Raw genomic sequence first — 25,415 nt, forward strand, 5'->3', positions numbered from 1 at the left:
GGCCGTGGCGGCCGGGCTCGGGCGATCAGCCGAGGTTGCCGCGCTCGTAGGCGGTGGCCACCGCGGCGTCGCGGTCGTTGACGCCGAGCTTCTCGTAGACGTGGACCAGGTGCGTCTTGACGGTCGCCTCGCTGACGAACAGCTCCTCGGCGATGGCGCAGTTCGACGTCCCGCGGGCGACGAGGGCGAGCACCTGGCGCTCGCACGCGCTCAGCGACCCGGTCAGCGGGGGTGTCCTCGAGCAGGTAGCGCGTGGCGCCGGCCTCGATGGCGGCGATGCGCTCGGAGTCGGTGTCGTAGGTGGTGAGCACGAGGACGGCGGCCCACAGCCCTCCGCGCGGAGGGTGCGGCCCTCGTCGACGCCCGACCCGAGCGCATCGGGCAGGGTCGCGCCGTCGAGGTCGCGGGGCGGCAGCGCGAGGACCGGGTGTCACCCGCGCCTGACCAGCCGCTCGAGGATCCACTCGGGGCGTTCCAGGGCGAAGAGGTGCGCCGCTCCCGGGACCTCGACGAGCCGGCTCGACGGGACCTGTGCCGCGACCCAGCGCGAGGCACTTGTCGCCGTCGTCGTCGGCGGGCACTCTGTCGCGGGCGGGCGGAGCGGGCAGCCGCGCGGAACGGGGGTCGTGGTGCGGGCTCGGCAAAGACGGTCGCGGATCTCGACGATCCGACGATCCGGAGCGCTGGCAGTGCTACTCGCAATGCTGTTCGGAACCTCTGCCTGCAGCGAGGATCAGGCGGCCGGCGTGTCGGGGTCCTCGGACCCAACGTCCGCCGAGCCGGACCGCCCGGGCGCCGGGGAGGCTGCCACGCCGTCGGACCCGACGTCGGCCTCGAACGCCGGCCCGGCCGGCATCGACTGGCGGGAAGCGACGCTCGCGAACCAGGCCCAGGTCGACGGGGCCCAGGAGTGGGCGTCGGGGCTGCTCGACCTGGGCTACCACGAGTACGGCCTTCCGATTACGGGCAGCGTGCCTGACGACCTCTGGGTGGGTTACGGCATCGGGTTCTGTCAATCAGTCGACGAGGTCGGCGGCGATGTCCAGGAGGCGCTCCGGACGGTGGCGGCCACGACAGGTAGCGGGCTGCTGCTCACCCCGGACTTCACCGTGGACATGTACGAGGCGCAGCTGCAGCTGGCGACCACGACCCTGTGTCCAGAGTTCGACTCTTGGCGCACCGACAGTGTCTACGACTCGCACCAGTCGGTGGTTGCTGAGTTTCTGTCAGCGTGGGAGCGGCAGGACGTCGTCGGCATGACGCTGATGTCGACCGAACCGGCTACGAGCATCATCGAGACGGCGCAGGACTACCCGCTCATCCCACCCGACGGTGAGGTCGTCTGCGACCCGCCGGACGGCCAAGGTCTTCTGAGGTGCTACGTGGCCACGTCGGTGGATGAGCGGCTAGTCATGGCCGTGGAGGCGGGCGTGACCGCCGGCGGGCGCTTCCTCGTGATGAGGCTGATGGCGGTTCCTGACGTCTGACTGTGTCGGCGCTCAGGATTCCCCGGGCCCGGGGCACGGGCGTGAATCAGGTTCTTCTTCGCCCAACGGCGATCGGGATCACCCATGTGCCGGGGGAGGGCGCCTGCGCATCTGACGAGCGGCTGTCGGAGCCCTCGCCGAAACCGGTCGTCCGTGCCGAGATGCCCGTTGTTCAGCACCGTTTCGACCGGTTCCGCTCCCTGGACTGCCGCTCTACGGGTTCGCTCAGCCGCCGATCGTTTTGGGGGCAGGGCCGCGCCCGGCAATTTCGATCTGCCTGCACAGCACGCGCGTCGGCACCCTGCGGACACGCCGAACCCCGAAGACCGGACCCCCGCGGCCTGAAGCCTTGGGGGTTCGATCCGGTGTCCGAGGGGGGACTTGAACACCGTCACGTGGGCAATCGCCCACGTGCTGCTCCCGTTCGAGGAGTAGAGCGCCAGCGTGGGCGCTTCGTGGTCGATGTCCGACGGAGCACGCCGGTCGGACACCCGTGATCGTGTGGCGAGTTGCGCTGCAGAACTCACCCGACCATCTGGATTCCGGTCATCCCGCGGAGACGCGGTTAGTACCAAGAGCGGCGAGTGCCCGAGCGGTCACCTCGTCGATCTGCCCGAGGGCGCCGATCCGGCGCAGGAGACCGGCCTCGGCGTAGAACGCCGTGAGCGGCGCGGTCAGTTCGCGGTACACGTCGAGACGGCGTCGGACCGTCTCGGGCTTGTCGTCTTCGCGCGTGACCCACTCGCCGTCGACCAGCAGCCGCCGACCGGAGAGACGGCGGACCACCTCCTCCTCGTCGACGACGAGCTCCAGGACGCTGTCGAGCCGATGCCCTCGTCGGGCCAACGCCTCATCCAGGCGCTCGGCTTGGGGGATGGTGCGCGGGAAGCCGTCGAGGAGGAAGCCGTGGGCGGCGTCTGCCTCAGCCAGTCGATCCACCACCATGGCGACGGTGATCTCATCCGGCACCAGGTCGCCGCCATCCATGAAGGCCTTCGCCCGACGGCCGAGATCGGTCCCGCCGCTGACGTTGGCCCGGAAGATGTCGCCGGTGGAGATGGCCGGCACGCCGAGCCGTGCGGCGAGGACCTGAGCCTGTGTTCCCTTGCCCGCCCCCGGCGGGCCCAGCAGGACGAGGCGCATCAGGACCTCACTCCGTGGGCGGGCCGCTGGGCAGGACGCCCGAGCCGATGACGTAGGTGCGGGCGTTGGTGAACTCGATCGCTCCTGCCTCGCCGAGCTCCCGGCCGTAGCCGCTGCGCTTGGTGCCACCGAACGGCAGCCTCGGGTCGGACGCGACGACGGCGTTGACGAACAGCGCCCCGGAGGTGATGCGCCGTCCCACGGACAGCGCGCGGTCCGGATCGGCGCTCCACACGCTGGCTGCGAGCCCGTACCGGGTGGCATTGGCGACGCGGACTGCCTCGTCGTCGTCGGCGACCGCGACGACGGCGGCCACCGGCCCGAAGGTCTCCTCGGCCATGACCGGCATGTCCGGCGTGACGTCGGCGAGCACTGTCGGCGGGAACCAGGCGCCCGGTCGGTCGAGCCGCTCGCCCCCGGTGAGCACGGTCGCCCCGCCGTCGACCGATCCCCGCACCTGGCGCTCCAGCTCGTCCACGAGATCGGCCCGGGCCATGGGGCCGATGGTGGTGGCCGGATCGGTGGGACTCCCGACGGCCAGCTGGGAGACGGCCTCGGCGAACCGGCGGCTGAAGTCGGCGGCGACCGCCGCGTGGACGACGAACCGCTTGGCCGCCAGGCAGCTCTGCCCGCCGTTGATGAAGCGGCTCTTGACCGCGGCGGCGACGGCGAGGTCGAGGTCGGCGTCGTCGAGGACGACGAAGGGGTCGGAGCCGCCGAGTTCCAGCAGGCTCTTCTTGATGGCCCGGCCGGCGGCGGCTGCGACGGCGGAGCCGGCGCGCTCACTGCCGGTGAGGCTGACGGCGGCGATCCGGTCGTCCTCGATCAGCGCCTGGCTGACCGCCGGGACGTCCTCCTCGGCGACGACGATGCTGCGGAACACGTTCTCGGGGAGGCCGGCGTCCCGGAAGGCGCGCTCGATGGCGAGCGCGCAGCCGGTGACGTTGGGGGAGTGCTTCAGGATCGCCGTGTTGCCCGCCAGCAGGGTCGGCGCGGCGAACCGGAGGACCTGCCAGAAGGGGAAGTTCCAGGGCATCACGGCCAGGACCACGCCCAGGGGCTCGTGCGCGACCCAACTGCGCTGGTCGCCGGTGTCGACTTCCACGGGAGCCAGCGCAGCCGGTCCGTGGTCGGCGTAGTAGTCGCACGCCGTGGCCGACTTCTCCACTTCGGCGCGCGCCTCGGCGATGGGCTTGCCCATCTCGGCGGTCATCAGTGCGGCGAGCTCCTCGACGTCCTTGCGCAGCTGAGCGCCGATCGCCCGGATGATCTCGGCTCTCTGCTCCACCGGGGCCGCGGCCCAGGAGGCCTGTGTCCCGGCGACCGACGCGAGAACGGAGAGCACCTCGTCGACGTCGGAGCCGGGGTAGCTGCTCAGCGGCTCGCCGGTGGCTGGGTTGACCGTGGTGACGGTGGAAGGCACGTGCACTCCTAGCTGGTCGTGGGTCAGCGGCGGTTGCCGAGCCGGCCGATGGCCCAGCCCAGGACGAACACGTCGGCCAGGACGAGGGCGGCGGTGAGCCGACGGCGGACGGTCGGCGAGATGCCGAGCAGGGCGAATGCGTCGAGCTCCGCGGCGGCGGGAGCGGCCACCGCCGGTCGGGCGGCCACCGGTGCCGGAGACGTCGCTGTCGCCGCCGCGGCCAGCGGTGGCTCCGACGACGTCCCGGCCGGCGCTGCCTCCTCCGAGGTCAGCAGCGTGGCGAGGTTGCCGGCGAACTGGGCGACGATCTTGTTGGCGACGTCGTTCATGACTCCGCGGCCGAACTGGGCCGGCTTGCCGGTGATGTTCAGGTCCGTGGTCGTGGCGACCGTGGTGGTGCCCGCGTCCTCGGTCAGCCGCGCGGTCACCGTGGCGCTGGCCGAGCCGTTTCCCTTCGCGTCCTTGCCGGAGCCCTCGATGACGACGGTGCGCGTCACCGGGTCGGCGTCGACGAAGCGTGCCGTTCCCCGGTAGCTGAGGCCGATGGGCCCGAGCTTGATCCTGACGTTGCCGGCGAAGCTGTCGCCCTCCACGGACTCGAGGCTGGCGCCGGGCATGCAGGGCGCGATGCGCTCGGGGTCGTTGAGGGCCTTCCATGCGGTCTCGATCGGCACGGGGACGGTGAAGGTCTGCGTGAGTTCCATGTCTGCTCTCGTGTCGTCGTGCCGGGCGTCCGGCGTCAGGTGCGGTCGATGGCGAAGGCGCTGACCCGCAGCGACCTGTCGGGACGGACGGCGTACTCCAGGCCACCCACCCACGGCGGCTCGCCGGGGTCGTTGGCGAGGTGGGCCAGCGTGCAGGCGCGCAGCACGGGGGAGTGCGTCACGCCGACCGTGAGCCCGCCGGTGCGGCTGCCTGCGTCGGCAAGGCTGCTGGCGAACGCGTCGATGCGGCGGGCGAGGGTGGTCGCGTCGTCCCCAGGGACCTCGGACAGGCCCAGCCACCAGCCGATCCGGTCGGGGTGGTCGAAGAACCCGGAGAAGAACAGGTTCGACGCCGCCTGGTCCTCGGTCATGCCGGGAACCTGCTCGGCGAGGGCAGTGGCGCTGCTGACCATGTCGACCCGCTCGCCTGCCACGTAGATGTCGGGATTGCGCAGCGCGAAGGCCACGCGAGGTCCCTCGACCTCCGCCCCCTCGCTCCGCGCCCCCTCGGCCACGGCCTCGGCGGTCTGCCGGGTGCGCAAGGTCCCGCCGGTCAGGACGCGGAAGGCCGGCCTCTCCTTGCCGAGGTCACGACCGACCTGGCGGGCGATCTCCACCCCGTTGTCCGTGAGCGGGACGTCTCCCCGATGCGAGGCGATCTCGCTGTGACGCACCAGCAGGAGCCGGTGCGCCACAGCGACGTCGGGCCCCGGCGGCTCAGACATCGATCGTTTCGTACGTCTTGACGCTGCGCTCGGCCAGGTACTCGATGATGTAGCCGAACACGTTCTCCTGGAAGTGCGGCGTGTTCTTGTGGTCCTCGTAGGCCTGCGCGTCCGTGTACTGCTCGTAGAGGAAGAAGGTCTCGGGGTCCTCCGGGTTGACCTGCGCCTGGTAGAAGACGTTCCCCGGCTCGGCACGCGACAGCGGCGTCATCTTCTTGATCACGTCGGTGACCCGCTTGGCCTCTCCGGGCTTGGCCTTCCAGGTGGCTGCGACGACGAACGCCATGTCAGTTGTCCTTCCGATCGGGGATTGGGGTGGCTCGGGGTTTGGTGGAGCGTGTTCCGACGGTGTTGCGCAGGACGCCGATGGGGCCGGCTTCCATCTCGATGACGTCCCCTGGCTGCAGCCAGCGGTCCAGTTCCAGCCCGGAGCCGCCGGTGGCGGTGCCGGAGCCCAGCACGTCACCGGGCAGCAGGGTCTGGTCCTGAGCGGCGTAGGCGATGAGGTCACCGAAGCTGTGGTGCATGGCGGCGGTGGTGTCCCCGCCCCAGCGCTCCCCGTTGACACGTACCTCGAGCTCGAGGGTCGCGAGGTCGATCTCGTCGGGGGTGACGATGCACGGGCCCAGGACATTGGAGCCGTCCCACTCCTTGGCCTTGGCCGGGCCCATGCCCACTGGCAGCTCGCGGCGTTGGACGTCGCGGGCGGACATGTCGTTCCAGATCGTGAAGCCGAAGACGTAGTCCAGCGCCTCGCTGGCGGGAACGTCCTTGCACGGCCGGCCGATCACCGCGGCGAGTTCCAGCTCGTGGTCCAGCTGCTCGGTGTAGGAGGGCCAGGCCAGTTCCGTGTCGGGTCCGGTCACGGTGCTGCCGACGCTGCGGTAGAAGGCGGGCACCTCGTACCACTCGGCCGGGATGTCGCGGCCGAGGTTCTTGAACGCGTTCTTCAGGTGGCCCTCGAAAGCGAGGAAGTCCCGGAAGGATCGGGGCTGCAACGGCGCCAGCAGGCGCGCGTCCGGCACCGGCCGGGCTGTGCCGATCGGCGCGCCGGCCTCGATGAAGGCGATCATGTCGCCGTCGAAGCCGAGGTCGAGAACGGTGTCGCCCTCCAGCCGTCCCACGCGGCCGGTGCCGTCGGGAGCCGCGTAGGTCACGTACTTCACGAGCCGACCTCCTGGACAGCGTCGATGATCTTGACGTAGCAGCCGCAGCGGCAGAGGTTGCCGCCGAGGGCCTCGGCGATCTCCTTCCGGGAGGGGCAGGTCCCGCTGCCGGCGCACTCGCCGAGGAACGCCTTCGACGTGAGCACCATCCCGGGGATGCAGTAGCCGCACTGGAAGGCGTGGTGACGGTCGAAGGACTGCACGACCGGGTCGTCGTCGGGCAGCCCCTCGACTGTGGTGATCGCCCGTCCCTGGGCGAGCGGGGCGAGCAGGATGCACGACGAGATGGGCTGGCCGTCCACCAGCACCGTGCACGCACCACACAGTCCGACACCGCACGTGCCGCGTGCGCCGAGCAGGCCGAGCTGGTCGCGCAGGACCTCCAGCAACATCACGCCCTCGTCGACCTCGAGGTCGACCGGTGCGCCGTTGATCTGCAGGGTGATGTTCACGAAGGCTCCTTCGCGCAGGCCAGCACCCGTTCCGGGGTGAGGGGAAGCCGGGTGGGGGAGTAGCCGTGGCTGGCGAGCGCGTTGCCGATGGCCGGCGGAACCGGGGGCAGGGCCGTCTCCCCGAGGCCGTGGACCTCGGCCCCCTCGATCTCGAGGATCGTCTGGGTGATCGGGGAGCAGTCCAGGGCGGAGGGAATGTTGTAGTCGGAGAGGTTGGGACCGACGACCTGACCGTCGTCGAAGGTCATCTCCTCGAACAACGTCGTCCCGATCGCCATGATCATCGAGCCCTCCTGCTGGAGCTCGGCCGCGGCCTTGTTGACCACGCGGCCGGCGTAGGAAGAGGCGTGCAGCCGGCGCAGGGTGAGGACCCCGGTTTCCTCGTCCACGTCCACCTGGGCCGACGCGGCGCCCTGGTGCCAGTGGGAGGACGCCACGCCCTGGCCGGTGTCGACGTCGAGGCCGCCCTCGTTGGCGATGCGCCCGTGCCCGTAGTCGGTGCCGTTGTCCTTCAGGTCGGCGACTGCGGCCTCGAGTGCGCGGCTCATCATGTGCGTCGAGCGGCTGGACGTCGTCCGCGTGTCGTACGGGACGCGGTCGGTGTCCGGCGGGGGGACGTCGACCTGGTCGGTCTCCACGCCGAGCAGCTCCGCGGCGAGTTGGGCGATCGCCTTGGCGGAGCCCTGCCCCATCTCGGTGGTGGCACTGAGGACCTCGTACCGGTCCGGGCCGATGCGGCGGATGCCGACCTCGGCCTTGCTCGGGGTCTGCATCCCCTTCAGCATCACGGCGATGCCCTTGCCCGGGTTCGGCTCGCCGGGCTGCCAGTCGACGGCCCGGGCGGCGTCGTCGAGCAGTTCCTCGAAGTGGACGTCGTGCATCGTCTCGCCGGTGCAGTAGACGTCGCCGTCGACGAGGAGGTTCTTGCGTCGCAGCTCCACCGGGTCCATGCCGAGCTGCTCGGCCATCAGGTCCGTCACGCGTTCCGACGCCCACACCGACTGGGTGGCTCCGTAGCCGCGGTAGGCGCCGGCGGGGGGCAGGTTCGTGTAGATGCAGTAGGAGTCGACGGCGACCGCGTCGAACCGGTAGGGGCCGACGCCGGCGTAGCCCATCTTCATGGCGACGCCGGGCCCGCAGTCGGCATAGGCGCCGGTGTTCACCCAGCACCACACACGCTTGGCGACGAAGCGCCCGTCCCGGGTGGCTCCGAGGCGGATCCGCACGGTCGCCGCGTGCCGGGTGATGGTCACGAACTCCTCGTCGCGGTCGAGCACCAGCCGGACCGGGCGGTCCACCCACTGCGCGGCTGCTGCGGCGATGGCCTCGGTGCGGACGAAGGTCTTGGCGCCGAAGGACCCGCCCATCGGCGGGACGACGACGCGGACGTCGGTCTCCGGGACGCCGAAGAGCACGGCGAGGTCCTGGCGCATGTTGAACGGCGTCTGCGTGCCGGTGACCAGCTCGAGCCGGCCGTCGGTCCAGGTGGCGATGCAGGCGTGCGGCTCCATCGGCACGTGCTGGACCGCAGGCATGTAGAACGTCTCGTCGACGATCACTTCGGCACCCGCGAAGCCCGTGTCGGCGTCCTGGGGCTCCGGGTCCGCGCTGTACGGCTCGCCCTGGGGGATCCCCTCGGTACGGATCCGGAAGCGATGGCAGATGTTCGTGCCGTCCAGCGGGCGAAGGCCGAAGTAGGCGGAGTCACTGGTGCTGATCGGGATCGTCGCGTGGACGAGTGGTGCACCGGGCCGCAGAGCCTCCCGCTCGTCGAAGATGGCGGGGAGCTCCTCGTAGCTCACGTCGACCAGAGCGGCGGCGGCGCGAGCTGTGGCCTCGTCGGGGGCGACGACCACGGCGACCGGGTCGCCGATGTGCCGCGCGATGCCAGCGAGGATGTGCTGGTCGCGGATCTGTGCGCCGTAGCGCCCCAGGCCCTCGACGTCGGCCGGGGTCAGGGCGACGACCCCGTCAGGAAGCAGCGATGTGTCGACGGCGGTGACGCGTGCCGAGGCGTACGGAGAGCGCACCAGGCGGGCGTGCCACATGCCCGGGACCGTGAGGTCGACGGGGTAGCGCAGCTGGGCACGGATGCGGGGGTCGGTCATGCCGCGGCCTTCCGGGAGGTCAGGGCCGCCGGGGTGAGGTCTTCCAGGGCGCGGCGGACCTCGACGGCGATGGCTCGGGTGCGGTAGGCGGCGGTGCCGCGGTTGTCGCTGATCGGGTCGATCCGTTCGGCGTAGCCGGCGGCGATCGAGCGGACGCTGTCGTCCTGGCCCGGCACCCACGTGGCGCACAGATCGGGGAAGTACTGCGGGCGCCCGGAGACGGCGCCGACGACGACCGATGCGGTTCCCTCGTGCAGGGCGGCGGCGACGGCGACGCTTGGCCGGTCCTCCTGGCTGCGGGTCCGCAGCTTCCGGTAGGTGGTGTGGTTCCGGCCGCGGGGGACGAGCACCCGGGTGATGAGTTCGTCCTCGTCGAGGCTGGTCTCGTAGTGGTCGAGGATGAGATCGGCCACGGGGATCCGGCGCAGCCCGCGCACACTGAGCGCTTCGACCCATGCCCCGCAGGCGACGAGCATGGCGGGTGGGTCCGAGGCGTAGTCCGCGTCGCCGAGGACGCCGCCGACGGTGGCCGCGTTGCGGACTCGAGGGCTGGCTACGACGGCGAAGACCTGCCGAAGGCCGGGCCATCCGGTGGCCACGGCGGGGTGCAGCTCGATCCGCCGGTGGGTGACCATGGCTCCCAGCGCGAGCTCAGCGCTGGTGTCGATCTGCTGCAGCTCGCGGACGTTCTGCAACGAGATCCAGTCCTCGCTGCTCAGCAACCCCTGGCGGGTGAGGATGCCGACGAAGGTGCCGCCGGCCACCACGGTGGCATCGGGGTGGGCGGCCTTCAGCTCCACCGCCTCGGCGACGGTGCGGGGCGCCATCCAGGTCACGTCGTGTGCTCCCTGATCGTGGTCCGTGGGGGTCGACGGCCGTGCTCGGCCGGGGGCACGTCGTGAGAGTGCGACGTGCCCCCGTGCCGGGCCGTGGCTCAGACGGTGGTGATCGGCCGGGACTGCAACAGGAAGAGGTCGCCGGCTGCGTCGAACGCCCACTCGATGTCCTGGGGCACACCGTGCAGCTCGGCGAGCTTCTGGCCCATTCGGGCCAGCGCGGCGCACTCCTCGTCGCTGAGCACCCGCTCGGCGTCGACGACCTTGGCCTTCTTCACGACCCCCTGACGGGAGAGGGTGTAGTTGTCCGGCGTGACCTCACCGGACACGACCGCCTCGCCGAGGCCCGGGGCTGCTTCGACGACCATGCGGTCCTTGCGGCCGTGGACCGGGTCGACGGTGAACATGACGCCGGACTTCTGGCTGTCGATCATCTGCTGGACGACGACGGCCATGGCGACGTCCTCCAGCGAGCCCTTCTCCTGCCGGTAGAAGACGGCGCGGTCGGTGAAGAAGGACAGCCAGCACTCGACGACGTTGTGCAGCACCGCCTCGAGGCCGTCAGTGTTGAGGAAGGTCTCCTGCTGGCCGGCGTAGCTGGCGCCCTCGGAGTCCTCGGCGCACGCCGAGGACCGCACGGCGACCAAGCCCTGCAGCTTGGCGTACTCGCGCTCGATCAGCTCGCGAGGAGGCTTCGCAGCGGCGACGAGCGACCTTGCGGCCTCGATGTCATTGCGGCGCATCGCGTCCCGGAGGGCCTCTTCGTCCACCGCGGCGGCGAAGGCCGCCGAGGTGATGACGAAGCCGGGCGGGACCGGCAGTTCCTCGGCGGTCATGGTCGCCAGGCTGGCGCCCTTGCCGCCGGTCAGCTCCACCACCCGGCACCGGGGATCGCTGAACGGCAGGACGAGCGGCTGGTCGTGCGTCGACACGGCGGCGTGCTCCACGGCGGTCGGGGGCGGGAGGATCGCGGTCATCGGGCTCACCTTCAGAGGGCCTGGGCGGGCGTAGCCGAGACGTCGGCGACGATTTCGACGCGGCCGGTCGAGCCGTTGACCCGGACCCGGTCGCCCGTCGTGATCCGGCGCGTGGCGTCGGACGTGCCGACGACCGCGGGGATCCCGAACTCTCGCGAGACGACGGCGGGGTGCGACGCCATGCCGCCGGCGTCGGTGACCAGACCGGAGATCTTGGTGAACAGCACGACCCAGGACGGGCTCGTCATCCGGCAGACCACGATCTCGTCGGGCTGGACTTCGCTGAACTGCTCCTGGGAGAGCACGACGCGGGCGGTTCCCTCGACGACGCCGGCCGAGGCCGGCAGCCCTGGGATCTCGCCCTCGTGGCTCGGCGCGGGCCGGTTGAGCTTCTCCGGGAACGCCCACAGCGACAGGTACGGGAAGGCGACGGCCTCTTCGGTGGCCGTGCCGACCCAGTCGCGCGGCCGCAGCTCGTAGGCGTCTTCGCGCTGGTCGCGACGGTCGCCGACCAGTTCCTGGGCGTCGAAGGAGTTGGTGCCGGCCATCAGGCGGCGCAGCTCGTTGTACTTGAGGTACATGACGTCCTCGGGATCGTCGAGCTTGCCGTCGCTGACCAGCTTCTTCCCGATCGCGATGAGCACGAGCCGGACGCGAGCGTTGGTGCCCTGGTCGATGTAGAAGTGGTGGTCAGGCGTGAGCGGGTTCATCCGCAGGCTCAGGTCGAGCGCCCGCTCCAGCTCGTCCCGGGCCGGGCCGGGTTCCACGCCCTCGAAGACTTCGGCCTTCGCCTTCTCCAGGTCCTCGGCCACTGCCTTGAGCTCGGCCGGGTAGTCGTAGTCGGACTCCAGGTAGCCGCGCACGGCCTCGACGATCGGCGCTGGGTTCTCGCGCCACGTCTTGAACGAGAACTCGTGGGCGTACATCGACTTGTACCCGAAGACCTTCTGGTACGGCTCGATGTGCTCGGCGAGGAACGTCCGCCCGGCCTCCGTGCCCTCCAGGGCGCGGATCACATCAACGGCGGTGGGCTTGGTGAAGGCCTTGGCGACCTCGCCCTGCTCCTTCTTCACCCACTCCTTGATCTTCCAGAGCTCGTCGATGGAGTCCCAGTTGCGGTTCTCGGTGGAGCTCTGGAGCCGGCCCATCAGCGTCGAGTGGTCGCCTTCGCCCTTGGCCGCCGCGATCGCGGCGTTGAGCGCCAGCGTGGAGGAGAACTGGGCGAAGTTCAGCACCCAGTGGATGGACCAGTGCCGGTCGTGCATGTCGATCGCGTCCTCGAGCAGGATCGCGAGCTCGACGAGGCTGGCGCCGTCGTAGTCGTATTCGTCGAAGCGGACGAAGTTGCGCTCCATCTCCGGCCGCAGCCGGCCGCGCCACCAGCCGAGGAAGTTCTCGGCGTAGTAGGGCAGCGTCCAGCCCATGTAGCCGCCCAGCTCGGCCGGGTCCTCCGGGTCCAGGGGGACCCGGGGGGTGTAGCGGGCGCCGTACTCGGACGCCTCGGCCGAGAGGCCCGGGGTGGCCGGGATGGCCGCGGTGTAGACGTAGCCGTTGACGATCTTGGAGATCCAGTCAGAGGCGAACGGGGTACCGAAGCGCCGGAACATGTAGTCGCACTTCAGCCACCAGCCGCCGATGTCTGCGTACATGGGGGAGACGGGGTTCGGGATGTGGAGGTCGTCGTGCACCCAGAAGAGGTCCTTCTGGCCGGCCTCCCACTGCACCGGGAACTCGTCGTCCCCGAAGAAGGTCGCCAAGACGTTGTCGTCGCTCATGCCATCTCCGGTTGAGGTGGTGGGGGGTTATGAGGGGGCAGTGCGTCGGCCCTGCCCCTTGGGCGGACGGCCGAACTATCGATAATCTGGCAGTGGTCTGTGACGCACGTCAACCCCCTGAGGCGACTTTCCGTGACTCAGACCGCATTTCACTGCCTGTAGATGCTCGATGACTGTGGTTGACAGCACATGTCTTGCCCGTATTATCGATAACGCAGCAGGGCCGCCCAGGGCGGTCCTCACCCCGAGGGAGAGCCAGTGGATCGGCCACTTCGCCGCAACGGCGTCCTGCGTGACCAGATCAAGGACCTGATCGTCGAGCGCATCCTCGATGGCACGTACGGGCCTGGGGAACGCGTCAAGGAAAGCGTGCTCGCGGCGGAGTTCGGTGTGAGCCAGGCGCCGGTACGGGAAGCCCTTCGCGACCTCGAGGCCATGCGCTTCATCGAGTCGCAGCCCCACAAGGGCGCACGCGTCCGCGAGGTGACCGTGGAGGAGCTGGGGCAGATCTACCCCGTCCGGGCCGCCTTGGAGGAGGTTGCCGGCCGGGAGGCTGCAACCCGTATCACCGAGGAACATCTGGGCGCACTGCAGGAGGAGCTTTCCGGCATGCGGCAGGCCGCCGACGTCGGTGACCTTCACGCGCTCCTGGTCCACGACACCCGGTTCCACGAGATCATCGTCGAGGCCTCTGGCAACCAAGTGCTCCTCGAGGTTTGGCGTTCGCTGCGGGTCGAGGCCAGGACCGTGGTCAGCGTGCTGCGAGGCCATTCCGACCTGCACGCCATCGCCGAGCTCCACCGCCCCGTGCTCATGGCCGTCCAGTTTCGTGACCCGGATCTGGCCGGCAAGGAGATGCGCGCGCACATCGAGTTCTTCGGCGCCTCTCTGCTGAACCGCGCAAACGCGGCCCAGGACGGCTGACCCCTCCGCAACCCCTCCGCCCGCACTGACCGAGCCTTACGGAGACTCAGATGCAGCAGCTCAACGACCGCGTGTTCACCGAGACCAAGGTGCGGGGGTGCAACCCCAGCTTCGTGGTGACCTCGGCCGGTCCGGTCGTCATCGACACGCCGCAGCTGCCGACCCGGGCCGTGGAGATGCGCCGGTTCGTGGAAACCTTCGGCGAGGTCCAGTACCTGATCAACACCGAGCACCACGTCGACCACATCTTCGGCAACTGGTACTTCCGCGGGGCCGGCACGGTCGTGAACCACAAGGGGCTCTACGACAACTTCATGACCGTGTACCCCGAGCTCGACCCGTTCGAGTACGCCCGCGAGGCCCTGCCCACCGATGACCCCGACGGCATCGCACTGTTCCCGGACCGCGACGAGTACTACGCGGACCCCAACAAGGGCCAGGTCGTCTTCACCGGGGACCTCTCACTGCGGGTCGGTGACCACGACTTCCACCTGCTGCACACGCCCGGTCATACGCCCGGTCAGCTCGCGGTGTACGTGCCGCAGGAGCGGACGGTCTTCACCGGTGACAGCGTCTTCTGCGAGTGCCAGACGTGGCTGATGACCAGTGACGTCGACCAATGGCTGGACTCCCTCGAGATCATCCGCTCACTGGATGTCGACACCGTCGTCCCCGGGCATGGACCGGTCACCGATCTCTCCTACGTGGACCGGCAGCGCGCGGCCCTGCTCAGCTGGAAGGCCGCTGTCGCCGAGGCGGTCGCTGCCGGGTGGAGCAAGGAGGAGACCCAGGCACGGGTCAAGTTCCCGAAGCTCGGCCCGGTCGACATCGGCCAGGAGTACATGCTCGAGTACGTCGAGACCCTCAACGCCGGGTCCCTGTTCGACAACTTCACCGCTCGGCGGGACGCCCCGGTTCCGCCTCGTACGTGAGCGTGGCCGTGCTGAGGCGGCGTTCCACACGGCCGGATGTCGTCGAGCAGGCGGACGCTGGTAAGTCCAGTGCATCTCCCCACGAGCCGGGCCATGTCCTGTCCATCGCGTGGGGCGGGGAGGCGGCGGCTGTCGTCTGGTGGCCACAGCCGCAAGAGCCCCGGACGGTAGGGCGCCGGCGGCGAAAGGTCCGCACCTCGCCGGTGTGAGCTGGGAGAGCCGCCGACTCGTCAGCCCTGCGGGCCGCACCGCGGCGGTCACGGTGAGCCGGCCGCGGGCGTCCAGCGGCAGCGGCGCAGCGGAGAAGTTGGGCCGGGGGCAGTCGGTCGCGCCGGGCAGGAAGACGGTGATCACTGCACCGTCCCGCTCCGCAGGCACCCGCGTCGCGGTGGCCACCTCCAGCGGCAGCACGAGGCGGCCCTTGCCGTCCAGCGCCCGCAGCACGGTGTTGCTGCGCGCCGGCGCCATCGCGGCATTCATCGCCCTGATGCCGGAGACGTCGACAGCTGCGCCGGTCTGCCCGGTGGAGGAGACGGGGGCCAGGGTGAGCGCGTCGGCGGACACCCGCTCGCCGACGCCGGTCAGCAGCGCCCCGATGCCGGCGAAGGAGGCTGGCAGCCCCGCCGGCGCGGGCACGGGCGGCGGGGCGGCGGTCCGTCGGGGTAGCGGTCGGCACAGAGGACGCGGCGGTCCGCTGCGGTGGGCCGGGGCCCGGCGGCGTGCGACCGCGGGCTTCGGTGGAGCGGCGTTCGGCATTGCCCGGACCGTCCGTGCCGCCACCTGCTCGGCAGTCGCGCCCAGAACGCGCCGCAGCACCGCTGCGTCGAAGCCGACCGTCAGCGCCGCAGGTGATGGGATGGTTGCCGATCGAGGATCGGCGAGGACCGTGCCGGTCGGGGACGCAGAGCGTGGCTCCGACCCGAGCTGGTGGGAAGGATCCCACTTCGAAGTGTCCGAGGGGCGACACGCTACATACGCACACGGCTCTCGGGCGTCAGCCGTAGCTCATGACGAAGGTTCGCAGTGGGCCCGGGAGATCGCTCCGAGCGGCTTCCACATGGGTGGATGGTCCCGGTTTGCAGGCGCGTCCGGCCCGCAGGATGCTTCCCCGTACCCGATGCCGGAGCAGGCGGCGTCAGGACGGCCACCGGCTCCGGTCCTGGAGCGAGGCGTGCGCGCCTCTCTTTCGAGGAGGACCCGGTGACGGCTACCCAGGTGAGGACGGCGAGGACCGGCGACAAGCTGCTCGGTCGGGTCGCCTTCGTGACCGGCGGGACCCGTGGGATCGGTGCGGCGATCTGCCGCAGCCTCGCCTCGCAGGGCGCTGAGGTCGCGGCCGGCTACAGCGGCAACCAGCAGGCGGCCGATGCCTTCTGCGAGGACGTGAACGGAGCCTTTCCCGACAGCCACGCCACGGTCCACCGCGGCGACATCGGGTCCGCCGACGACTGCCGCCGCACCGTCGCCGAGGTGATCGAGGCGCACGGCCGACTCGACATCCTGGTGAACAACGCCGGCATCACCGCCGACAAGACCGTGCTCAAGATGGTCGACGACGACTGGCGGCGCGTCCTGGACGTCAACCTGTCGGGGGCCTTCTACCTGTCGCAGGCCGCGCTGAAGCACATGCTGGAGCGGGGCAGCGGACGCATCGTGATGGTGTCCTCGGTGATCGGCGAGACCGGCGGCATCGGGCAGGTCAACTACGCCTCCGCCAAGTCCGGGCTGTTCGGCCTCACCAAGACGCTCGCCCGGGAGGCCGCCATGCAACTCCAGCGCGCCGGCCATACCGACGGGGTCGGGGTCACCGTCAACGCGGTGACTCCTGGCTACATCGCGACCGAGATGCTGGCCACGGTGCCGCCCAAGGTGCTCGACGGCCTCCGGGCGAGGATCCCCCTCGGGCGGCTCGGGCAGCCGGAGGAGGTCGCCCGCGTCGTCCACTTCCTCGCCGCCGACGCGTCGTCCTACATCACGGGCCAGGTGTGGGGGGTCAACGGCGGCCTGGACATGTAGGGCCACTCTTCCGCCCCGTCGGCGACGACGGCCGACCACACAGCCAGGGAGAGGTGCCGGGTGTTCGACCGCATCGCCGTGATCAACCGGGGTGAGCCGGCCATGCGGCTGACCCGCGCCGTCCGGGAGCTCAACGCGGAGCACGGATCCCGTACGCGGGTCATCGCCCTGCACACCGAGGCCGAGCGGCGGGCGACGTTCGTGCGCGCGGCCGACGAGGCGGTGCTGCTGCGGGAGACCGGCGCGGGCAGCCCCTACCTCGACCACGACGAGCTGGGCCGGGCGCTGCGCGCGGCCCGCGCCGACGCCGCCTGGGTGGGCTGGGGCTTCGTCGCCGAGGACCCGGCCTTCGCCGAGCTGTGTGCCTCGCTCGGCGTCACCTTCGTCGGCCCGCCGCCGGGGGCCATGCGGCTGCTCGGCGCCAAGATCGAGGCCAAGGAGCTCGCCGAGCGCGTCGGCGTGCCCGTCGCGCCCTGGAGCCGCGGGCCGGTGACCGGCCCGGACGAGGCGCGTCGGCACGCCGCGGAGATCGGTTACCCGCTGATCGTCAAGTCCCGCAGCGGGGGCGGCGGGCGCGGCATCCGCGTCGTCCGCACCCCCGACGAGCTGGGCGAGGCGATCACCCGCACCCAGGCCGAGGCCGCGCGCACCTTCGGCGACCCGACCGTGTTCATGGAGCGCCTGGTCGAGGGCGGCCGGCACGTCGAGGTGCAGGTGCTCGCCGACGCGCACGGCACCGTGTGGGCGCCCGGTGTGCGCGACTGCTCGGTGCAGCGCCGCAACCAGAAGATCATCGAGGAGTCCGCGTCGCCGGCGCTGAGCGCCGAGCAGGACCGGTCGCTGCGCGAGGCGGCGGCCCGGCTGGTCGCCGCCGCCGGGTATGTCGGGGCGGGCACCGTGGAGTTCCTGTACCAGCCCGACGAGCAGCTGTTCACCTTCCTCGAGGTGAACACCCGGCTGCAGGTCGAGCACCCGGTCACCGAGGAGACCACCGGCCTGGACCTGGTCAAGCTGCAGCTGCACGTGGCCGCGGGCGGCCGGCTCGAGGGGGAGCTGCCCGTCGCGCGCGGTCACGCGGTCGAGGCGCGGCTGACCGCCGAGGACGCTGAACAGGGCTTCGCCCCGGCGCCGGGCCGGATCGAGCTGATGCGGCTGCCCACCGGCCCGGGCGTGCGGGTGGACACCGGGTTCGGCGAGGGCGACGTCATCCCGCCGCAGTACGACTCGATGATCGCCAAGGTCATCGCCTGGGGGCAGGACCGCGCCGAGGCCCTGGCCCGGCTGCGCGTCGCGCTGCGCGACACCACGGTCGTCATCCGCGGCGGCACCACCACCAAGTCCTTCCTGCTCGACCTGCTGGACCGGCCGGAGGTCGTGGCCGGCACGGCTGACACCGGGTGGCTCGACCGGCCCGGCACCACGGCAGCCGCCCCGCTGCTCGGCGACGCCTGGGTCGCGCTGGTGCAGGTGGCCATCGACGTCACCGAGACCGAGGAGGCGGGGGAACGGGCCGCGTTCCTCGCCTCCGCCCGGGGCGGCCGCCCCCGCGCCCCGCACGAGGTCGAGCGCCCGGTCGAGCTCGGCTACCGCGGGCAGGTCTACCGCTGCACGGTGGCCACCACCGGGCGGGACCGCTACCGGGTGCTGCTCGACGGCCGGTACGTCGACGTGGAGGTCGACCGCCTCGGGCCGCTGGAGACCCGGCTCGCCGTCGGCGACCGGCGCTGGTCGGTCGTGTCGGTCGAGGGGACCGGCTCGCACCTGGTGGAGGTCGACGGGGTCGCGCACCGGGTCAGCCGGGACGCCGGCGGCCTGGTGCGGGCGCCGGCGCCGGCCGTCGTCGTGGCGCTGCGCGTCGCCCCCGGCGAGGAGGTGGAGGCCGGTCAGACGGTCGCCGTCGTTGAGAGCATGAAGATGGAGACGGCGGTGCGCGCCCCGTTCGCCGGCCGCGTTCGCGAGCTGCTCGTCCGGGCCAACGCCCAGGTCGACGCCGGCGCCCCGCTGCTGTCGGTGGAGCGGACCAACGGCGACGCCGCGGAGGTCCCCGGGGAGCGGGTCGTGCTGCCCGAGCACGACGACGCCTCCGGCGCGCGCCCGCGGGAGCGCGCGCTGTCGCAGCTGGCCGGGCTGCAGGCGCTGATCACGGGCTACGACGTCGGCTCAGCCCACGCCCGCCAGCTGGTGGCCGGGTACGGCGCCGCCCGCGCCGAGGTCGACGGCGCCGACGATGAGCTGCTGCGCGGCGAGCTCGGTGTGCTCGCCACGTTCGCCGACCTGGTCGACCTGTCCCGCAACCGCCCGGCCAGCGCCGAGGAGGAGGCCGATCAGCAGGTCCACAGCCCGCGCGAGTACTTCCACGCCTATCTGCACTCCCTCGACGCCGAGCGGGAAGGGCTGCCGGAGAGCTTCCGCGGCCGGCTGCGCCGGGCGCTGCGGCACTACGAGGTGGAGGACCTCGAGCCCAGCCCGGCGCTGCAGGAGGCGGTGCACCGCATCTTCCTGGCCCAGCAGCGCACCGGCGACCAGCTGCCGGCGGTGCTGGCCCTGCTCGAGCGGTGGCTCGCGGCGCCGCCGCCGGCGGGCCCGGCGCGTGCCGAGGTGGCCGACGTCCTCGACCGGCTGGTGCTGGCCACCCAGCTGCGCTACCCGGCGGTCGGGGACGTGGCCCGGGCGGTGCGCTACCGCTCCTTCGAGGAGCCAGTCGTCCGGGAGAACCGGGAGGTCGTCCTCGCCGGGGCGGCCCGGCTGCTGGCCGAGCTGGAGGAGGCGGGCGCCCGCGGTGACGCCGAGGCGGCCATGCGGCGGGTCGAGCAGCTGGTCGAGAGCCCCGAGCCGCTGATCCGGCTGCTCTCGCAGCGCGCCGACCGGCGCAGCGCCGTCCCCGACCCGGTGCTGGAGGTGCTGACCCGGCGCTACTACCGCAGCCGGGATCTGCAGAACGTGCGCTCCGCGCTGGTCGACGGGCTCTCGTCGGTGACCGCCGACTACGACCTGCGCGGCACCCGGCTGCACCTGGTGGCGCTGATGGCGCCGGTGGACGGGCTGCCCGCGGTGTTCGAGGTGGTGACCCGGCTGGCCGCCGAGGCACCCGGGCCGCGGACACTGCTGGCCGACCTGTACCTGTCCTGGCCCGACCGCCCGGCCGACCCCGACGAGCTGGCCGCCAAGCTGCAGGCCCTGCTGGTCGGCGTGGCGCCGCTGCCGTCGCTGCGCCGGGTGACGGTGACCGTCTCCACCCCGGCCGGCGAGGTGGAGACCGTGACGTTCCGGCCCGGCCCGGACGGGCTGGCCGAGGACCGGCTGGTGCGCGGCCTGCACCCGCTGACCGCGCAGCGGCTGAACCTGTGGCGGCTGAAGAACTTCGACGGCGAGCGGCTGCCCTCGGCCGAGGACACCTATCTGTTCCACGTCACCGCCCGCGACAACCCGAACGACGAGCGGTTCATCGCGATGGCCGAGGTCCGCGACCTGGCCGCGTTGCGCGACGAGGACGGCGAGATCGTGGGCTACCCGACCGTCGAGCGGCAGCTGACCGCCTGCCTGGACAGCCTGCGGCGGGCGCAGTCCCGGCGGCGCTCGCGCCGGCCGCTGGAGCACAACCGGGTGTTCCTCTACGCCTGGCCGAACATCGAGGTTCCGCTGTCGGAGGTGGCCGCGTTCGCCCGCACCGCCGCCCCGCTGACCGTGGGGGCCGGGCTCGACCAGATCATGCTGCTGGCCCGGCTGGCCATGCCGGGGGAGGAGCCGGAGGAGGTCGCGCTGCGGTTCTCCTACCGGCCGGGCACCGGGGTGCAGCTGCAGCTCACCCAGCGGCCGACCGAGCCGATGCGCACCCTGGACGACTACACCGAGAAGGTGCTCAGCTCCCGGGCCCGCGGCGCGGTCTACCCGTACGAGCTCGCCCCGCTGCTGGCCGGGCCCGAGGGCACGTTCGTCGAGCACGACCTCGGCCCCGACGGCCGGCTCGCGCCGGTGCAGCGGCCGCCGGGGCAGAACCGGGCCGGGATCGTCGTCGGCGTCGTCAGCACCCCGACCAAGCGCTACCCCGAGGGCATGACGCGGGTGGCCCTCTTCGGCGACCCGACCAAGCAGCTGGGCACCGTCGCCGAGCCCGAGTGCGCGCGGATCATCGCCGCCCTCGACCTGGCCGAGGAGCGCGGCGTTCCGGTGGAGTGGTTCGCGCTGTCCTCCGGCGCCCGGATCTCCATGGACAGCGGCACCGAGAACATGGACTGGGTCGCCCGGGCCCTGCGCCGGATCATCGAGTTCACCCAGGCCGGCGGCGAGATCAACGTCGTCGTCGCCGGGATCAACGTGGGCGCCCAGCCGTACTGGAACGCCGAGGCCACGATGCTCCTGCACACCAAGGGCATCCTCATCATGACGCCGGACAGCGCGATGGTGCTCACCGGCAAGCACTCGCTCGACTACTCCGGCGGGGTCTCGGCCGAGGACAACTTCGGCATCGGCGGATACGACCGGGTCATGGGCCCCAACGGGCAGGCGCAGTACTGGGCGCCGCACCTGACCTCCGCCTGCGAGCTGCTGTTCCAGCACTACGAGTACGCCTACCTCGCCCCCGGCGAGCGGTGGGCGCGCCCGGCCGACACCGGCGACCCGCGTGAGCGCGACGTGTGCGCGTTCCCGCACTCGCACCCGTCGAGCGACTTCACCACGGTCGGTGACATCTTCTCGTCGACCGCGAACCCGGAGCGCAAGAAGCCCTTCGACATCCGCACGGTGATGCGCGCGGTCACCGACGCCGACCACCCGGTGCTCGAGCGGTGGGCGGGGATGGCCGACGCCGACACCGCCGTCGTCCAGGACGCCTACCTCGGCGGTCACCCGGTGACGGTGATCGGCATCGAGTCGCACCCGATCCCGCGGCGGGGCAGCTTCCCGGCCGACGGCCCGGACCAGTGGACGGCGGGCACCCTGTTCCCGCGGTCGTCGAAGAAGACCGCGCGGGCGATCAACGCCGCCAGCGGCAACCGCCCGCTGGTCGTGCTGGCCAACCTGTCGGGTTTCGACGGCTCACCGGAGTCGCTGCGCAAGGTGCAGCTGGAGTTCGGCGCGGAGATCGGCCGGGCGCTCGTGAACTTCGACGGCCCGATCGTCTTCTGCGTGGTCTCCCGCTACCACGGAGGCGCCTTCGTGGTCTTCTCCGGCGTGCTCAACGACAACATGGAGGTCCTCGCCGTCGAGGGCTCCTACGCCTCGGTGATCGGGGGCGCGCCCGCCGCCGCGGTCGTCTTCACCCGCGAGGTCGACAAGCGCACCGCAGCGGACCCGCGGGTACGGGAGCTGGAGGCCGCCCTGCAGTCCGCCGACCCGGTCGAGCAGGGCCGGCTGCGCGCGGAACTCGCGACGCTGCGCGCCACCGTGCGCTCCGAGAAGCTCGGCGAGGTCGCCGACGAGTTCGAGGCGATCCACGACATCGAGCGCGCCCGCCGGGTGGGCTCGGTGCACGCCATCGTCCCCGCCGCCGAGCTGCGGCCCCGCCTGATCGCCGCCGTGGAGCGGGGCATGGAGCGCGCCGCGAAGAGCTGAGAACCCAGCACCCAGGAAGGACCGGCACATGTCCGACGCGTTCGTCCTGAACCGGCACGGCCGCATGGTGTTCCCGTCGAACGTCATGCCCGCGCTGGACCTCTCCACCGTGGATTCCCTCGACCAGCTCGACAGCGTCATAGCCCGCGACTTCGAGACCAAGGCGCCCACGGGCACCGAGATCCTCGACCGGGTCCGGACCGGGGGCTACGACAGCCGGTACGCGCTGATGCGCGACATGGCGCTCAACCTGTTCTGGGCCAACCGCTTCTCGATCACCCTGTACGACAAGCGGCCCACCCGCTGGGCCGACCTCCCACGGACGCGCCCCGACGTCTTCCTGCCGGTTCTCGAGCCGTGGGAGGACGGCGAGACCAAGGTCGCCGCCGTGCAGGAGGCCTACCCGGCGCTGCCGCCCCGATGGGACGCCGCGGTCGAGGACCGGATCTTCGGCACCCTGTTCGACGTCTTCGCCAACCGCAAGCACCACGCGACCACGCTGCCGGCCATCAAGCCGACGGTGGCGCAGTTCCTGGAGCGGCCGGACAACCTCACCTTCCGGCTGCCGCGCTACGACCCGGACTACCCCGTCTACGGCTACGACGACATCCTCGACGTCGTCGAGGACGTGCCCGAGCTCGAGGCGCTGCTCCGCTGGGCCATGGTGCTGCACAACCAGTACCCGTGGGAGCGCTCGCAGGTCGAGCTGGTCGAGGCCGGGAAGCTGCAGGACGACGACTACGTGGTCGCCTTCCACCCCCGCGACAAGGAGGTGCGGGCCTTCCTGCGCCGGCTGGCCGCCGGGGCCGCGCACCGGCTCCCCTCGCAGCCGCGCGAGCCGCGCGAGCCGCGGCAGCCCGTCCGGCCGTACCGGCCGATCGACGCCCGCGACTTCCGCGTGCCGCCGCGGCTGGAGTCGCTGGCCGCGGTGCACGGCGACCAGCCGTGCTCCAACGACGACCTCATCCGCAGCAGCGCCTACAACTGGTCGCCGATGAGCGCGACCGAGATCAGCGCGAAGACCGGCATCGAGCAGCGCCGGTACAGCTCCCTCCCGCTGGAGGACCTCGCCCTGCAGGCCGCCGAGACCGCGCTGGACAAGGCCGGCCGGGGCCCGGAGGAGATCGGCGCCGTCCTGGTGTGCACCTGCACCAGCTCCCGGCTGATCCCGTCGCTGGCCACCTACCTGTGCGGCCAGCTCGGCATCTACCAGACCCATGCCGCCTACGACATCATCGCCGCCTGCGCGGGCATGCCCTACGGCCTGGCCGAGGCCGCCCGGCTGCTGCAGGAGGTGGAGCGGCCGGTGCTCGTGGTGTGTGCGGAGAAGTTCTCCGACAAGATCGGCAACGTCCGCACCTCGCGGATGATCTTCGGGGACGGCGCCGCCGCGATGGTCGTCGGACCGGCCGCAGCGGGTGAGCCCTCGGACTTCGACTACCTCAACAGCTACGCCAGCGGCCCGGCGAGCGAGGTCAACTCGATCCTCTGGCCCAATCCCGAGTTCGACAACAACATCACCGTCTTCGGCCCGCAGGTGAAGGCGCTGGCCGGGCGGTACCTGGCCCAGATGATCGACGAGCTGAAGTCGCTGCCGCGCCCCGGCGGCGGGGAGGGGACGCTGCTCGACGGCATCGACCTGATCGTGCCGCACCAGGCCAACAAGACGATGGTGATCCAGCTGGCCGAGCGCGCCGGGCTGACCGCCGACCGGCTCTACTTCAACATCGAGCAGGTAGGCAACACGTCGTCGGCGAGCATCCCGCTGGCCATCCACGACGCGGTGCGCGACGGCGTGATCACCGGGCCCGTGCGGGTCTTCGCGCCCGGCTTCGGTGCCGGAGCCGTCGCCGGATACGCCGTGATGCGGGTCGATCCGTCCGTGGTCGCGGTCGGCGGGGGCACTGCCCCGCAGCCCGGCACGGCGGAGGCGGCCCTCGCGCGGGGCGGGGAGCCGGCGCACGGCTCGGAGGACATGCGCGAGGCCTTCGGCTGAGCCCGCGGGCGGTGCGCCGCGTCGCCGACGTTGCGGCCCTGCTGCACCTCGCCGTCGAGTCCGCTCGTCATGAAGTTCTCCACGCTGTAAAGCCCGTACGCACCGGTGAAGGCGCCGGTTGGGCGCGGGCGCGTCCTCCGTGCCGGCGACGACGACGTCCGCGCCGGAGTCCGCCCGGTCCCTCGCCGCAACCTCTCGGGGTGCCGTCATCCGACGCACCGTCCACCCGCCTGTGAGGAGGGCCCGGGTGACGGCTCGGCCCTGGCGACCGGTGGCTCCCGTGACGACGACGATCCCACTGCCGCTCACGTGCACGCCCCTCGCCGGCCGACGTCCCCGTCGACGACCAGAGCCGGGCGTGGATGTCTCCGGGCTGTCCAGGGCCGGTGAGGTACAGCGATGAGCCAGAACCAGCGGGACGCGACAGCTCGTCGGACGCGCTCAGCCGAGCGAGGGCTGTGTCGAGCTCGGCGCATCCCGGTCGAGAGCGGTGAGGACCCGTGTGGCGACGGTGTCCACGTCGCCGTCGGCATCGACTCGCCGCAAGATCCCGTCCGCGCCGTAGAAGTCCACCAGGGGAGCGGTCTGCTCGCGGTAGACCTCGAGGCGGTGGCGCACGGTCTCGGGCCGGTCGTCGGCGCGCACGACCCAGGCGCCGTCCACGAGCACCCGGCGGGCGGCCATCCGTCGGATCAGCTCCGCGTCGGCGACCTCGAGATAGATGACGGCGTCCAGACGCGTGGCCCGGGCGATGAGCTCCTCGCGCAGTCGCTCGGCCTGTCCGACGGTCCGCGGGAAGCCGTCGAGGAGGTATCCAGTGAGGCAGTCCGGCCGCTCGATCCGTTCGAGCAGTATCGCCGTGGTGATGTCGTCCGGGACGAGGTCACCGACGGTCGCGAAGGCCGCCGCCGTCTGGCCGAGTTCCGTCCCGGCGGCGACGTGGGCGCGGAACAGCTCTCCCGTCGACACGGCCGGCACGCCGAGCGCCTCGGCCAGCAACGCAGCCTGAGTGCCCTTGCCGGAACCAGGGGGTCCGAGCAGAACGATGCGCATCGGTCCAGCCTGCCGCCCGGACCGCTCCGCCGGGAGGGGAGCACCGTCGGATCCGCGGTGAGCGGAGCCGAGATGAGGGATGTGGCGGGACAGCCGGGAACTGTCCCGCGACATCGCAGCTGGTGTACGAGGGGCAACTCGACACATA

At 71.6% G+C, this 25,415-nt stretch carries 19 protein-coding genes and 1 pseudogene; 6 read left to right on the top strand and 14 right to left on the bottom strand.

Annotation, left to right across the window (positions count from 1 at the left end; translation table 11 throughout):
* Window positions 1-25: 25 nt before the first annotated feature.
* Window positions 26-415 (bottom strand): response regulator transcription factor, encoded by a 390-nt coding sequence (locus tag ACI797_RS11340; RefSeq protein WP_456858747.1) that lies wholly within the window; start codon window positions 413-415, stop codon window positions 26-28.
* Between the two features lie 286 nt (window positions 416-701).
* Here ACI797_RS11340 and ACI797_RS11345 point away from each other — a divergent pair, with 286 nt between their 5' ends.
* The gene (locus ACI797_RS11345; protein WP_456858700.1) at window positions 702-1,487 is read left to right on the top strand and encodes a hypothetical protein; all 786 of its coding nucleotides are present in this window, start codon (window positions 702-704) and stop codon (window positions 1,485-1,487) included.
* 546 nt (window positions 1,488-2,033) lie between these two features.
* Here the strand turns inward: ACI797_RS11345 and ACI797_RS11350 are convergent.
* The 11 genes from ACI797_RS11350 to ACI797_RS11400 form a co-directional block, all read right to left on the bottom strand.
* Window positions 2,034-2,630: an adenylate kinase gene (locus tag ACI797_RS11350; protein ID WP_456858701.1), complete on the bottom strand. Its 597-nt coding sequence runs from the start codon at window positions 2,628-2,630 to the stop codon at window positions 2,034-2,036.
* Window positions 2,631-2,637: 7 nt separating this feature from the next.
* Window positions 2,638-4,053 carry an aldehyde dehydrogenase family protein gene (locus ACI797_RS11355; protein WP_456858702.1) on the bottom strand — a complete coding sequence of 472 codons (1,416 nt, stop codon included), beginning with the start codon at window positions 4,051-4,053 and terminating at the stop codon, window positions 2,638-2,640.
* A gap of 23 nt (window positions 4,054-4,076) precedes the next feature.
* Complete coding sequence (locus ACI797_RS11360; RefSeq protein WP_456858703.1) at window positions 4,077-4,757, bottom strand: SRPBCC family protein; 681 nt, start codon at window positions 4,755-4,757, stop codon at window positions 4,077-4,079.
* Between the two features lie 35 nt (window positions 4,758-4,792).
* Window positions 4,793-5,482, bottom strand: a complete 690-nt coding sequence (locus ACI797_RS11365) for a phosphoglycerate mutase family protein (RefSeq protein ID WP_456858704.1) — start codon at window positions 5,480-5,482, stop codon at window positions 4,793-4,795.
* Window positions 5,475-5,768 (bottom strand): putative quinol monooxygenase, encoded by a 294-nt coding sequence (locus ACI797_RS11370; protein ID WP_456858705.1) that lies wholly within the window; start codon window positions 5,766-5,768, stop codon window positions 5,475-5,477. Before ACI797_RS11370 ends, ACI797_RS11365 begins: the two co-directional genes overlap by 8 nt.
* Window position 5,769: 1 nt before the next feature.
* Window positions 5,770-6,606, bottom strand: a complete 837-nt coding sequence (locus tag ACI797_RS11375; protein ID WP_456858706.1) for a fumarylacetoacetate hydrolase family protein — start codon at window positions 6,604-6,606, stop codon at window positions 5,770-5,772.
* A gap of 38 nt (window positions 6,607-6,644) precedes the next feature.
* Window positions 6,645-7,100 carry a (2Fe-2S)-binding protein gene (locus ACI797_RS11380; RefSeq protein WP_456858707.1) on the bottom strand — a complete coding sequence of 152 codons (456 nt, stop codon included), beginning with the start codon at window positions 7,098-7,100 and terminating at the stop codon, window positions 6,645-6,647.
* Complete coding sequence (locus ACI797_RS11385; protein ID WP_456858708.1) at window positions 7,097-9,208, bottom strand: xanthine dehydrogenase family protein molybdopterin-binding subunit; 2,112 nt, start codon at window positions 9,206-9,208, stop codon at window positions 7,097-7,099. Before ACI797_RS11385 ends, ACI797_RS11380 begins: the two co-directional genes overlap by 4 nt.
* Window positions 9,205-10,035, bottom strand: a complete 831-nt coding sequence (locus ACI797_RS11390; RefSeq protein ID WP_456858748.1) for an FAD binding domain-containing protein — start codon at window positions 10,033-10,035, stop codon at window positions 9,205-9,207. The genes ACI797_RS11385 and ACI797_RS11390 overlap by 4 nt, the downstream gene beginning before the upstream one ends.
* Window positions 10,036-10,142: 107 nt before the next feature.
* Complete coding sequence (locus ACI797_RS11395) at window positions 10,143-11,021, bottom strand: PEP/pyruvate-binding domain-containing protein (RefSeq protein ID WP_456858709.1); 879 nt, start codon at window positions 11,019-11,021, stop codon at window positions 10,143-10,145.
* An 11-nt stretch (window positions 11,022-11,032) separates the two neighbouring features.
* Window positions 11,033-12,796 carry a PEP-utilizing enzyme gene (locus ACI797_RS11400; protein WP_456858710.1) on the bottom strand — a complete coding sequence of 588 codons (1,764 nt, stop codon included), beginning with the start codon at window positions 12,794-12,796 and terminating at the stop codon, window positions 11,033-11,035.
* Between the two features lie 258 nt (window positions 12,797-13,054).
* Between ACI797_RS11400 and ACI797_RS11405 the strand changes: the two genes are divergently transcribed.
* The 5 genes from ACI797_RS11405 (at window position 13,055) to ACI797_RS11425 (ending at window position 24,214) form a co-directional block, all read left to right on the top strand.
* Entirely contained in the window at window positions 13,055-13,720 is a 666-nt protein-coding gene (locus tag ACI797_RS11405; RefSeq protein WP_456858711.1) for a GntR family transcriptional regulator, read from the top strand.
* A gap of 50 nt (window positions 13,721-13,770) precedes the next feature.
* A complete protein-coding gene (locus ACI797_RS11410) occupies window positions 13,771-14,652 on the top strand; it encodes an MBL fold metallo-hydrolase (protein ID WP_456858712.1) in 882 nt (293 codons plus the stop codon).
* A 1,200-nt stretch (window positions 14,653-15,852) separates the two neighbouring features.
* The gene (gene fabG / locus ACI797_RS11415; protein WP_456858713.1) at window positions 15,853-16,668 is read left to right on the top strand and encodes a 3-oxoacyl-ACP reductase FabG; all 816 of its coding nucleotides are present in this window, start codon (window positions 15,853-15,855) and stop codon (window positions 16,666-16,668) included.
* A 60-nt stretch (window positions 16,669-16,728) separates the two neighbouring features.
* Window positions 16,729-22,218, top strand: a complete 5,490-nt coding sequence (locus tag ACI797_RS11420; RefSeq protein ID WP_456858714.1) for an ATP-binding protein — start codon at window positions 16,729-16,731, stop codon at window positions 22,216-22,218.
* Between the two features lie 28 nt (window positions 22,219-22,246).
* A complete protein-coding gene (locus tag ACI797_RS11425) occupies window positions 22,247-24,214 on the top strand; it encodes a 3-oxoacyl-ACP synthase III family protein (RefSeq protein WP_456858715.1) in 1,968 nt (655 codons plus the stop codon).
* Between the two features lie 132 nt (window positions 24,215-24,346).
* Here the strand turns inward: ACI797_RS11425 and ACI797_RS11430 are convergent.
* Window positions 24,347-24,529: pseudogene (locus ACI797_RS11430) on the bottom strand (NmrA family NAD(P)-binding protein); the annotation flags it as partial.
* A gap of 126 nt (window positions 24,530-24,655) precedes the next feature.
* Window positions 24,656-25,267, bottom strand: coding sequence for an adenylate kinase (locus ACI797_RS11435; protein ID WP_456858716.1), 612 nt, complete (start codon window positions 25,265-25,267; stop codon window positions 24,656-24,658).
* Between the last annotated feature and the right edge of the window lie 148 nt (window positions 25,268-25,415).

It is taken from the genome of Geodermatophilus sp. SYSU D00691 (assembly GCF_054050275.1).